This window comes from Gilliamella sp. Gris1-4 (genome assembly GCF_001690335.1).
GTDB lineage: Bacteria > Pseudomonadota > Gammaproteobacteria > Enterobacterales > Orbaceae > Gilliamella > Gilliamella apicola_P.
Genome location: NZ_LZHA01000088.1, coordinates 29,494 through 42,561, shown reverse-complemented (window position 1 = coordinate 42,561; position 13,068 = coordinate 29,494). Strand labels below are relative to the sequence as shown.

Below are 13,068 nucleotides of genomic sequence, written 5' to 3'. Positions count from 1 at the left end.
ATGACTATAGATGCGACTAAATCCGTTACAGCCATAACAGGGCTAGTAAGCCGCGATGTAATTAACGAACAACAAAATACTCACAATGCATCTGTACAAACTAAAAACAGTACTAATGTAAGTACTAACGTGAGTATAAATCAAAATTCAATACACCTTTTACATTCAACCAACAAAGATATCGACGTAGAAAAAATTGAAAAAATAAAACAGTCCATATCCAACGGAACATTGGTTATTGATACACATAAAATTGCAGATAAATTAATTAAACAATTACTAGAAGATTTTTAAAAATAAGACAGAATTATAAGGATAAAAAATGTTAGCACTTAATGACATCCTAAATAAAATAGCAGAGATGTTACAAACAATTTCAGAAATTCTACAATCAGAGCAAAAAATATTAATTGAAAATAGTTCAACAAACCAGTTAAGTGAAACTATTAACAAAAAAAGCCAATTACTAATTCAACTAAAGCTACTGGATGAAGAACGCATAAAACTAAGTGAACAATTTAATATTCAACCGCCCTATAAAGAAAATCCTACAATCGAAGCTCTTTGGCTATCAATTACTGATACAACAAAATTATTAGCAGATATAAATCGTGATAATGGGCTAATCATTCAAAACCGCATGAATCTAACCCAGCAATCAATCAACTATCTTAAAAGTATTAAAAGTCCTGCTGTTTATACTAATAGTGGCTATCAACAAACTGAAATTATTTCGTCAAAGCGAGCCAAAGTTTAAAAAATTAATATTTATTGACGGTAAACGCCATAAATACCCCCTAAAATACCCTCTTATTAAGCCAACAACCCAGTAGCAATTAGTTCATACTGTTAGTATTGTAAATCTTTATTAAACTATAGCGTTTTATTTAACTTCATCATGGCTGACGATAGTGATCTAGATAAAAGCGAACACCCCACCGATAGCAAAATAAAAAAAGCTAGAGAAAAAGGGCAGATCCCCCGTTCTCGTGAATTAACTTCGTTATTAATTTTGTTAATAGGTATTATTTTATTTGGATTAATGGGATCACACTTAGTTAACCAGTTAACTACGATCATTAAAACAGCAATGAAGTTTTCGTATAAAATAGAGGATGATAAGTTAATCGTCTTCAATTTAATTAACTTATTAACCGATGGTTTTTGGGCAATTTTACCCATTTTTTTTGGTCTAGTTATCGTTGCTATATTTGCACCACTTTGTGTTGGCGGTTTACTATTTAGCCTGCAATCAATTAAGCCTAATTTTCAAAAACTAAATCCGATATCTGGATTTGGTAGAATATTTAGTATTAGAGTTTTTTCTGAATTACTAAAAAGCATACTTAAAGTTATTTTTATTTCTATAGCTTCAACATTGTTTGTAATGCACCATTTCCCTTACATGCTTTCGTTACCCAATATGCATTTAAATAGCGCATTAACTAAAGCAATACAGCTAGTGATTCTTTGTGGAATTTTTAGTGTTATATCTTTAATACCCATGGTTGGTTTTGATATTTTCTATCAAATATGGAGTAATTTAAAGAAACTGAAAATGTCAAAACAAGAAATTAAAGATGAATTTAAAGAACAAGAGGGAAACCCACAAATCAAAGGGCGTATTCGTCAAATGCAACAGACTATTGCTAGACGCCGTATGATGAAAGATGTACCTAAAGCCAATGTGATTATTACTAACCCAACGCATTATGCCGTCGCTCTGCAATATGATGAAAAAACAATGATTGCTCCAAAATTATTAGCGAAAGGAACAAATAAAATTGCGTTACGCATCAAAGAAATTGCTAATGAACATAATATCCCCCAGTTAGAAGCTCCACCGCTTGCCCGTGCTTTATACCGTCATGGTGAAATAGGCGAAACAATACCAACCGAATTATATACCGCGGTTGCCCAAATTCTAGCGTGGGTTTATCAATTGAAACATTGGTATAAATATGGTGGCGATAAACCAATAGCGCCAAATAATTTACCCATACCTGAGTCATTATCCGTAAATAAATAAAGGTAATAACTAGTCTTATGATTAAATCTAAACTACTTAATTTATTATCAACCAATACATTAAAAAATGGGCATTATCAAGTCTTAGCTGGACCATTGCTAATTTTATTGATTCTTTCGATGATGGTATTACCACTACCTGCATTTATTTTGGATCTGTTTTTTACTTTTAATATTACATTATCAATTATCATCTTGATAGTAGCATTGTTTACTAAAAGAGTGCTTGATTTTGCAGCATTCCCGACCGTTTTATTATTTGCAACTTTATTAAGATTATCGTTAAACGTTGCTTCTACGCGGGTCGTTTTATTAAAAGGTCACACAGGTAGTGCTGCTGCTGGGCGGGTTATTGAGGCTTTTGGACACTTTTTGGTTGGTGGTAATTTTGCTATTGGTATTGTGGTATTTATTATTTTAGTCATTATCAACTTTATGGTCATCACCAAAGGAGCAGGTAGAATAGCTGAAGTGGGTGCACGCTTTGCGTTAGATGGCATGCCCGGAAAACAAATGGCTATTGATGCCGATCTGAATGCGGGTTTAATTGGTGAAGATGAAGCTAAAGCCCGTCGAGCCGAAGTTTCTCAAGAAGCCGATTTTTATGGGTCAATGGATGGTGCCAGTAAATTTGTACGCGGTGATGCGATTGCGGGATTATTAATAATGGGCATAACCATTATTGGAGGGTTATTAGTTGGAGTTGTTCAACACGGTATGGCTTTTTCTGATGCTAGCGAAACCTATGTTTTACTAACTATTGGCGATGGTTTGGTAGCACAAATACCATCACTTATTATTTCAACCGCAGCTGGCGTTATTGTTACTCGAGTCACATCACAAGATAACATCAGTGATCAAATGATTATACAGCTTTTTAATAATCCTCAAGTATTGATTTTAACAGCTGTCGTCATTGGTTTACTTGGACTAATTCCGGGTATGCCAAATTTAGTTTTTCTACTCTTTACTGTTATTTTATCAATCATATCTTGGTGGCTAACTAAACAGAAAAAGACAGAACAAAAAGTGGCACCCAAACAAGCTAATGTACAAGCAACCACGCCAGCTAATATAGAAGCAACATGGTCAGATGTTAATATTGAAGATATATTGGCAATGGATGTTGGTTATGGATTAATTCCCATGGTAGATCAAACTCAAAATGGTGAGTTGTTAGGGCGAATTCGTAGTTTACGCAAAAAATTTGCTCAAACACTGGGTTTTTTACCACCTCAAGTTCATATAAGAGATAATCTTTCATTAGCACCTTATCAATATAAGATATTTATAAAAGGTGGTGAAATTGGCAAAGGTGAAATTGTTAATAATAAATGGTTAGCGATCAATCCCGGTAATGTAACTGAAACCATTGAAGGCATTCCAACAACCGAACCTGCCTTTGGATTACCAGCGATATGGATAGATGAAAGTAATAAAGAAAATGCACAAATATTGGGGTATACCGTTGTTGATACAAGCACCATGATTGCTACTCATTTTAATCATTTATTACAGCAATTTGCTAGCGACTTATTAGGACGTTTAGAAACTCAAGAACTACTCGACAGAATAAAACAAGATATGCCGAAATTAGTGGAGGACTTTATTCCTGGTGTTGTTACACTAACCACATTTCATAAAATATTGCAAAACTTGATCGCTGAAAAAGTGTCAATCCGTGATATGCGTACCATTATTGAAACCATCTGTGAGTACGCACCAACCCAAAATGATGCTTATCAGCTACTAAGTATGGTAAGAATTGCTTTAGGAAGAGTCATCACACAACAATGGTTTCCTGGATCTGAGCCAATCAATGTAATAGGATTAAATATCAATTTAGAACGTTTGTTATTACAAGCGCTCCAAAATACTAGCAATGTTGAACCAGGGCTAGCCGAACACATTGTCGAGCAAATTAAACAAGCCATTCATCAACAAGAAGCTATCGGTGCACCACCAGTGTTATTAGTGAACCATTCATTAAGACCTATGCTTTCACAATTTCTAAGACCAAACTTTCCTCAATTAGTGGTGTTGTCAAATTTAGAAATCACCGATAATCGAGAGATAAAAATGAGCACGCAAATTGGCGCAGAATAGTTACTTTATAATACTAATAATGAAGTGTTTCAGTTAATAAAAACTAGAAACACTCATTTCTAAACCGCCTATACGGCATTGAAGCTAAATGAGGCTATCGGGTCGTTGGTTCAAATTTTCTAAACCGCCTATACGGCATTGAAGTAGAATTTTATCTCAATAGGACCTTATTGTAAAAGAGCATACTGCACTTTTCCCAATTTTTACCCTTTTTTTGAGTCTATTTTAATATCAATAATAATCAATATGTTAAAATTATCCCCAAAAAAAGGGTTAATGATTTAAAAATCAGGAACAGTGGCTGTTTGGCTTAATCCATAGCTATTAAATGTGCCTTGCACTGGCTCTGGGCATTTTTCTTGTTTTAACCACAAAATAAATCTTTGACCTGTACTTTTACTATTCAAATGAAGATGTGGGTATTGCAAATGAACGCTTCCCCATTTTTCAACCATTTTATTTTTCACTTCAGGTGTCCATTTACCTTGTGCTGTTAATCTTTTTTCGGCACGTCTTAACGCACTCTGACCTTTAGGATTAACACGACTCAAATGCAAATAGCCTTTTATCGTTGCCGGTACTGTTGTGATAGGCATCAATAAAGCATAATCACTTATCGATGATTTTTGCTGTATATCTGCTTTAAGTTTTTGCAATTCCTGCTCGGTACCAAATAGGCGAATCACTCCGCCTAATGTTCGGTGCACATTGTAACAAGGAAAACTAATTGCGATATTTCCTTGTTGATTAACCAAGATTTGGTGAAGTGACTGCATGACTTGATTAATCACGTCCACCTCGGTTATCTCAATTTGCGAAATAGCTCGCAGCTCTAAATAGTGTGAGTGCATATAATTTACTCCTTGCCACTAGCACCAAAAACACCACCACGAATTAATACCGCAATCACATAATGTTGTTGCTCAAGCAATGGTTTTTCACCTTTTAATACCCAATTATCAAATAAGGTATAAAAGTCTAATTTCTGTTTTGGTTGTCGGAAAGCATGCCCCATTGATGTCACCGAGCCATAAGGTTCTATTGCTATTGGGAATTGAGCATTATCGTCATACCAAGTATCGATAGTTCGAATTGCATTGCTGATTTTTTGTGAATGCATGGCGGCTTGGTCATTTTTTTTATATAAAATTTTACTTTTATTCTCATTTTTAGCTTTATCTTCATCCATAATGAGCTCCTGTGAAGGATACACCTCTTGCCCTAAGCCCATTTTCAGTTTGGCTTCAACGTTAAAAATCACAAACTCTTTACCAGATAATCCTGTTTCAATCAGTGTAGCAAGATCATTCACCGATTTATCATCATAATCAAATGAATTAAGCTGGTATTTCTTAACATCACTGACTTCGACCATTGGTTTTTCATCATTTTTACGAATAATTGAAATACTAATTTTTTCTGCTGCCATACGGTTACGCCATAACCAACGACCATTTAATATATTAATAGCATAGCGTTTAGCCAGCTCTTGCATTCCTTCATTTTGAATATAGCCTTGAGTCACTTTTGTAATTTCTTTTTGATATTCTATATCATTGCAGACAGAACAATTACCCGAAAAAGGCAACACTTTACAGCTCCACTTAACTAATAGCGTATCTTTATCACAATCCAGCGCTGCTATATCTACTTTTTGTAGGTTGGGTTTTTGAATTGCTGAATCTAACTTTGCTGGATCTGGCGAAAGTGGGTTTTTTAGACGATTCGAAATAGTACATCGTATTGATTTTTCGGTTAACTTAACGGGGGATATATTGATATCATCACTATTTTGCTGTGCAAAAATCGCATCTGAAATATCAAAGCTACGTTCAAAAGCAAGTACGCTGGCGGTGGTGATTTTATCTTTACTCATAATGTATTCCTTAGTCTATAATTATCTAAATTTACTTAATTAGTTTCTTGATTGATAATATAAATTTCTGCATCATTAGATTGCAATTCACTGCATTTATAACGCCAAAAAGCCTGTGATAAACTCTCTTTCAAACGTAAAGGAAAGACCCATTTACCAAGCCCATAAATACACTCCACAAATTGTGTGGCATGCTCATTACTGCGTGCATGTTCAACCTTACCCGCTGAAAATAACGGTGAAATAGCTTGATATCCAAGAGGAATAGGTACAAGCCAGCCTCGCCCTTGTTTTACTGAAGTTGAATACCAGTGATTCTTTCCTTCAGGATGATGGTGTAACTTTGATGTTTCAATTAATGCGTCAAGAGCAGTGGCATTAGGATCTTGCTGCTGTAATTCATCTGTGATATCAAGGAGATCCTTTGGCGATTCAACTAATACATAACCTGGTAATAATGCATAAATTAAATTATCTTTAGGATCTGAAGCAGAATATAGTTCTACCGACTCAATATCAACAACATGCCCTCCAGCTATACGTTGCTGGAAAAGCTTTTGCTTCATTTGATTGATGAATGCTTGCTTTTCATCATCATCATTCAATGTTTCGCGATCTTCAACTTTTACTTCAACCAATAACGAAACATCAAGATGAACACGTCCTTCTTCAATAATTGGACGAACATCACCATTTTTTGCCAACGGATTACGTTTCAGGCAAAATTTATAATCAGAAAACACTTTTTGACGATAAACTTGTAGATCATAGTCATGACATGTAATTAAAACTCCATCTAAATAAATAGGATCAACGGACTCAATTTTTCGACTTAAAGCATGAATTGCTCCTAAAAATCCCGAAATAGAAGGAAAACCGTATGTTAATGGGCTAGATATTGCATTAGCATCATGAATTTGAACATGATCAAATAATAAATAATAACGTAATGAGGCCATTAAAATACTCCTTGCTTTTTACGCTGACTTATTTTTACAGCTTTTTTAAATTCACGAAGCCATTCCCTATATTCAGGATCAGAAAATTGTTCTTTAATATTGCCGAATTTATTTTTTAAAATCGTTTGAATCCAAAAAGCAAATTGATCTTCTAAATCAAACAACCAATTACTCTGTTCATATTCCTGTTTAAATTTATCTTCATCTTCTAATTGGGCCCGCTGTGGATCAAGCCAAAGTTTTTGTGCCATCTTGAGTGAAAATTCACGGCTCCAACCGGCTGGCATCGTCATCTGAATATGTCTAGCAAATTGAAACAGTCCTTTTAAAATCAAATCAAACGCATCTTTACGATTATCTCGCTCCTCTACAACATTTTTGGGAGCTTTAACCATGTCAAACAATAATTTAAAACCAAATCGGCAAAAGTATTGTAGAGAATGATTAAAAATCGTTTTTTGTTGTTTTCTTATTGATGGGAATTGGGATTTTTCAAATTTAGGTGGCATTGAAGGTAAAAGAAAATTTCTTCCATTTTGAAGTTGATTAAGTTGTCCTACATTTAGAGGCTTAGTTCCTCCTAATTTTAGTACAGCTAACTCATTAAAAGAAAAATACGATTTATGTTCTGTATCTTTATTTGATCTTTGTATACGAGACCTTTTATTTTCTTCCGAATTTCTTGTTTGAATCTTTTGAAAAACAGCATAACAAAGGGAATTAGGATACAATGGCATTAATAAACGATAATTATTTTCTTGTTGTGACAAATAACTGTCCTCGCTATTAGGCCAAAAAACTTGCTTATTCAAATCAGAAGATTTAAGGTTTTCAAAATCATTTGAGAGCGCCTTTTTTAAAGAATCCAAATATTGGGTGGCTTTTTGATTATCATCAGATAACGCATTTAATATTTCAGGATGACCATCTACAATTAGCTGAAATAAATTCACATTATCTTTGACTGTTTGATTAAGGAAATTAAAAACACTGGTTATTCTAGCCGCATTATTTGTACAATCAAAAGATAAATTTCGTTGTGTTGCCGATGATATGTAATGTTGAAATTTAGGTTTAGTTTGCAAAATATAGTTAATATTACAATGTTTAATTGCTGTATGAGCACCTTTTCCTGAATGCGTAACAACTGATGTGCCTTTTACCTTTTCATTAATAAAGTTCTCCATCCAAACATCAAATTCAAAATTTTTACTTAGCTCTTTTATTTGCAATTCGTATTCAACTATTAAATTAATATCTTCTGATAATTTTGCTTTTTCTAATTTTGATAATAACTCCCCATATTCCTTGCTATTAAATTTTGCAAGTATATGTTCTATAGATTTTCTAATATCTTTTCGAGAAATATTATCCATTTACCCTCCTCATGTTTTTATATATGAAATTAATGGTCTCAAATATAACAATATAAGCCTTTAGATAAGTTTTATGATGCATTGAATCTTAAATATATATTTACATAAAAACATTGTCAATAAATAATCAGAATATGGATTTATTTTCATTAAAATAAAAAAACCACTTATACAGCGGTAAAATTAATAAACAATCATAATATTTTCTAAACTGCTTACACAGCAGTGTCATCAAGTATAAAAGAATTAAATCTTTTTTACTAGCAACCATTATTCACCTGACGATATTTTGTCAAAAAGTTTCAGGTAACTATGTGTTTCAGTATAAAAACAATATTCTTTTATCCTTTCTTTTCATAAAATCCTAAATAAGGATGAAAACACCAACTGCAATTGCGATATAAGCTTACGCTACAAAATTCATTTGCTAAGCGATATGGCGTTTTATTTGGGAAATATTCGGTTATTTTTGCTATGGCTTGCTCGACATTATTAATTAGCCAAGGTTGGATATTAGGATTATCAAATGACCAGTTTTTATATTCAATTATACTATTTTGTGTATCTTCGCAGCACTCATCTGGTGTTTGCCATGCGATATCTGCATAGCTAAATTGATAATCGCCATCGTCGTCAAGTTGGCAAATATATTCATCTTGTGTCTTATCATTCTCTCTAAATGGCGAAATCGCCTGTAAATGCACACAATGGTGATGGGCTAAGCCTTGTTGCCAATAGCTGGTGACATAATTACTTTTACGGGCATTAATCGCAAAGAGATCTGCCATGACCTTATGTTCTAATTCAGCTAGCGTTAGCCCATCTTCAGGGCAAGACTTAATACGTGGAACCGCATCTATATTAACTAACTGATAAGCTGGAATTAGTTCATTTGTTTTATGGGTTTTCAGCAAGAATAATGGCTTTTCTTCAAAACCTGGTTTAGTAAAACAGGCTTTATCCGTACGATACTTAGATTCAATCGCTTTTAAATTCGATCCTAATATCGCCACATTGGCCTTTTGTGCCATTTTTTGTGGTCGATGTCGCCAGACTCGCCCCACCAACTGGATAATTGACCGCATGGATGATGGTTCGACAATCGCCCAATCATAATCGTGATCACGCCCGACTTCGGTGACTGGTGTGCCAATCACAATAAAGATATGATTTTCTTTCTTGCTACCTTTTATAGATTGGAGAATTTCGGGTTGGCTAAATAGAGCCTGTTCATCACTGCGATTTAAAATTCTATCAAGTTTTTCTTCTAACTGGCTACGCAATAACAGCAGTTGTCGAGCATGATAAACCACGATATGAAAAGCAGTATCACTAGGTAACTTCTTTTGTTCGTAAATTTGTTCGGTAAGTGAAATAACATCTTCTGTATGGGCAAAACGCATTAAACCGATACTTACCTTTTTTTGTGATGTTTTATCTATTTGATGATGATCTTGGTGAAATTGATAAGCTTGATCTAATAATTGTTTAGCTAGCACACCATAATTAATTTTTTGGTTTTCTGTTTTATTTTCTTGGTAATTTAGTAGATCTAAAATATGCCCTTTACGGCGGATTGCGCTTTGTGCTAATTGATGAATGCGCATTGCTACAAATTGTTGATGGTGATCTCGAAACGTTTTAGTATCAGCAATTTGTGATATCGACTGTTCATATTCATCAAACCAACCACATACAATGGTATTATCGGCATATTGGTTATTTTGATTCCAAATTTTTCGTCCTGCTTGGTAAGCATCAAATAATCCGGCAATTAAATCTGGCGTTAAGGTCGCCGATGACAGCAGTACTTTGCTCCCAAACAATCCAGCTAAATGCACTAAACGCGCTAGCGCTGGCAAGTCGTGTTGATCAAAATCATCGGGTTCATCTAAAATCAGATCTGAGGTTAACAATCTTAACGTTGGTGCAATATATTTACCGCCTCGGGTACATTCGCTAGCTTGAATAATATGGTCAATAGTGCATGTCACAATGGGCGCATAAAGTAATTGCCGTGCTTTACTGTCTTCGATAATTGTCCCTAATTCACAATCCGCAATACCACTTTCTGCTACATCAAGATATTCATCAAGTAACGATTCGATAGATTCACTACCTTGGTTTTCTGAATCGTTTTGTTCAATGTTTTCATTACTCAGTTCAAACAAGGTTTTTGTGGCTCGCCCACCCACTAAAATCGCCAGATGTTCATCACTTAAGTGTAATCTTTCTCTTAATGCTTTACCTGTTTGCAACGTTAAAACACGTAATCCCAATGCAATGGTAAAACGCACGCCCCGTTTTGGATTTGAAAGCGCATACATAATCCGCCCATTGGCTAAGGTTTTACCACAGCCAGTCGATGCCATATTAACACCAAAAAAGCCACATTCATCGGAGACATTTTGATAACTTTTTGCTAAATCAAAAGCATGATTTTGCCATTGAAATCGTTTTATAGTTGTTCGTTTGGTAAAAGGTTTATGTTGATTGATTGCAGGTAATTCCGTGGTTATTTTAGGTAATAAACGAGCAAAACGGGCTGAAAAATTAGCAACACCGACCAAATGATCATCCAAACACTGTTTGGCTTCTTTTTGGTAATTTGTGTTGGCAATCAGTATTGCCCTATTTTTTTTTGCCTCGTCATTTGATAAAGATAAACTTGAGTAGTTATGATCAGCCACCATTAAGCTTAAACGTGAAATATGCAATAAAAACGCGTCAATATTAGACAATTGCATTAAGGGAACATGATTTAGGGCTTTGGTTGCATAACGGCTTAGTTTTTTCAGCCAAAGCTGGCTTAAGGTAGTATCGCTCTTAAGCTGCCAAAAATCATCGGGTGAAGTATGTTGACTATGACTATTTTTAACCCATTTATCAATTGCCTTAAATGTTTTATAAAAACTTCGGATAGTTAAACCAGATATATCAAAATCTATTTTCTGTAAATTTTTAATATCACCCGTTAATGAATCCGGTAAAAACGGCATTCGATGATGCGACACAATGAGCCACGCAATCCATTGTGCCAATAAAGGTAGTTGAGTAAGATCATTTTTTTCGACTTGGGTGAGCTGTTTGTACCAATTAGGATTCTGTTGTCGATATTCAGTAAAATTCGCTAATCGATCAAATAAGGCTTCGTTCGTGGTGCAGTCTTGAATCATTAATAAAAATAATTGTAACGAAATCCATTCATGTCGGTAAGGATCAGCCGCCACAGCCGTTTCTGCTCGTAATTTAGATTGAAAACCAATCGTTGCTTTACCTAAATCATGAAGTAGTGCCGCTATGGTTGTAATTAATTGAATGGTGGTTGCATATTGCCAACAATTTTCGCTGTCACTGCGTAAAATATTACGTTTAGTACGATTAGTTGGGACTCGTCCCTCTTGATTAAACTGACTGCGATCGCCCACAATCCACAAAAGATCAGTTAAATTTTTACCATGTGTCCAATAACATGCAACAGCAGTATTTTTTCGTGCAGTTTTGCGTAATAATTTATAGAGCGTTTGTAACCCTGCTTCGGTCATTGGGCTTTGCCATGTTCGTTCACCGCAGCGCTCAGCGAACTGATCGATAATCCGCCTTGTTTCGGTTAAGGCATTTTTTTTGCATTGACTAACAAGTAAAATATTCATATTTGATCTGCTATCTGTTTTAAAGTATCAATAATCCTATCAAGTGCACCTGATTGAGCAAATTGCGCAATACATGCCATACGAAATTCTTTTTCACTATCGCCTTGTTTGGCTGATAAAAAGGCCTGAGGTAATACAATGCCATCTTTAATAATATCTGCCGCATCAAAAACTAATCCACCCCGGCGAGTTTTTCCGTGTAAAATAGCAAGTCCATGAGGGAGACCTAACACCCAACAAGCCGTTGCGCCGAGTCCATAAGCTAAATAGTTACCATGATCTAAAAATTGATTAGCGGGATCATGACGCTTGCCTCGTGTGCCTTGTTCTCGTTTAAATTTGTCATCTTGTAAGGTTAATTGATTTGCCATGCTATAAAGACGTTTGCTAATTCGCCCTTCTGCGGCTAAAAGTGCTTGGCTATTATCAACATCGGTAAATTGTTCTGTTGCATCAGTAAGAATATGCGCCAACTGCGTTTTATCAATATCCCAATCAAATTGCGGCCAACACTCACTAATAATATTAAGCCGTGTTTGTTGCAATAATTTAGCTGCTTGTAATCGACGTTCATCATCAAACCAAAATTGACACCAGCTTTGTAGATATTCTGTCGGGCGATATTCACTTTGTGGCGAAAAAAATTGACAAGCGAATTCAGATTCGGTTGATGAAAATAGAGGCGTTCCGCCTCCACCACAAAAGCCAATCATGACACCTGCCCGTGAAAGCTCTCGCACTGCCGCTTGCGTTAATGATGTTCCCGTGCCTAATAAAATACAGGTAGTATTAGCTATTGGGATATTCCAATATAACGATTGTTGACCTTGCTCAGTGACATATTCGACTCGCCCGCCATTAACCAAAACACGGCAATGCTCTAAATAATAAATATTGGCACGCTTGGAATGCATGATCGTTTTTAGATCAGAAGAATGAATCATATCCATGGTAATAACTAATTAAATTGATTGAAATATAGCAAATAAATTAACATTATTCTGTATCAAAAACGAGCATTTTATTGTTTATTAAGAACAATTGCATGACTTCTAAGTTATTATATTGTG

Annotated in this window: 10 protein-coding genes; 4 read left to right on the top strand and 6 right to left on the bottom strand. The window is 34.9% G+C overall.

Translation table 11 applies throughout. The annotated features are described in order from the left end of the window. The 4 genes from flgM to flhA all read left to right on the top strand — a co-directional run bounded on the left by flgM (position 1) and on the right by flhA (position 4,134). Positions 1–294, top strand: a complete 294-nt coding sequence (gene flgM / locus A9G31_RS10840; protein ID WP_034909437.1) for a flagellar biosynthesis anti-sigma factor FlgM — start codon at positions 1–3, stop codon at positions 292–294. A 28-nt stretch (positions 295–322) separates the two neighbouring features. Continuing rightward, a complete protein-coding gene (locus tag A9G31_RS10835) occupies positions 323–757 on the top strand; it encodes a flagella synthesis protein FlgN (protein WP_034909433.1) in 435 nt (144 codons plus the stop codon). Between the two features lie 141 nt (positions 758–898). Continuing rightward, complete coding sequence (gene flhB / locus A9G31_RS10830) at positions 899–2,029, top strand: flagellar biosynthesis protein FlhB (protein WP_065561652.1); 1,131 nt, start codon at positions 899–901, stop codon at positions 2,027–2,029. A 17-nt stretch (positions 2,030–2,046) separates the two neighbouring features. Next, positions 2,047–4,134: a flagellar biosynthesis protein FlhA gene (gene flhA / locus A9G31_RS10825; protein WP_065561651.1), complete on the top strand. Its 2,088-nt coding sequence runs from the start codon at positions 2,047–2,049 to the stop codon at positions 4,132–4,134. A gap of 281 nt (positions 4,135–4,415) precedes the next feature. Here flhA and cas6f read toward each other — a convergent pair whose 3' ends face one another. From cas6f to cas1f, 6 genes are all read right to left on the bottom strand, one after another. Further along, positions 4,416–4,985, bottom strand: coding sequence for a type I-F CRISPR-associated endoribonuclease Cas6/Csy4 (gene cas6f, locus A9G31_RS10820; protein ID WP_065561650.1), 570 nt, complete (start codon positions 4,983–4,985; stop codon positions 4,416–4,418). Positions 4,986–4,990: 5 nt separating this feature from the next. After that, a complete protein-coding gene (gene csy3 / locus A9G31_RS10815) occupies positions 4,991–6,010 on the bottom strand; it encodes a type I-F CRISPR-associated protein Csy3 (protein ID WP_065561649.1) in 1,020 nt (339 codons plus the stop codon). A gap of 35 nt (positions 6,011–6,045) precedes the next feature. After that, positions 6,046–6,969 (bottom strand): type I-F CRISPR-associated protein Csy2, encoded by a 924-nt coding sequence (gene csy2, locus A9G31_RS10810; protein WP_065561648.1) that lies wholly within the window; start codon positions 6,967–6,969, stop codon positions 6,046–6,048. After that, positions 6,969–8,345 (bottom strand): type I-F CRISPR-associated protein Csy1, encoded by a 1,377-nt coding sequence (csy1, locus tag A9G31_RS10805; RefSeq protein ID WP_065561647.1) that lies wholly within the window; start codon positions 8,343–8,345, stop codon positions 6,969–6,971. Before csy1 ends, csy2 begins: the two co-directional genes overlap by 1 nt. A 341-nt stretch (positions 8,346–8,686) precedes the next feature. Beyond that, entirely contained in the window at positions 8,687–11,998 is a 3,312-nt protein-coding gene (gene cas3f / locus A9G31_RS10800) for a type I-F CRISPR-associated helicase Cas3f (RefSeq protein WP_065561646.1), read from the bottom strand. Further along, complete coding sequence (gene cas1f / locus A9G31_RS10795) at positions 11,995–12,948, bottom strand: type I-F CRISPR-associated endonuclease Cas1f (RefSeq protein ID WP_065561645.1); 954 nt, start codon at positions 12,946–12,948, stop codon at positions 11,995–11,997. Before cas1f ends, cas3f begins: the two co-directional genes overlap by 4 nt. Positions 12,949–13,068 lie beyond the last annotated feature (120 nt).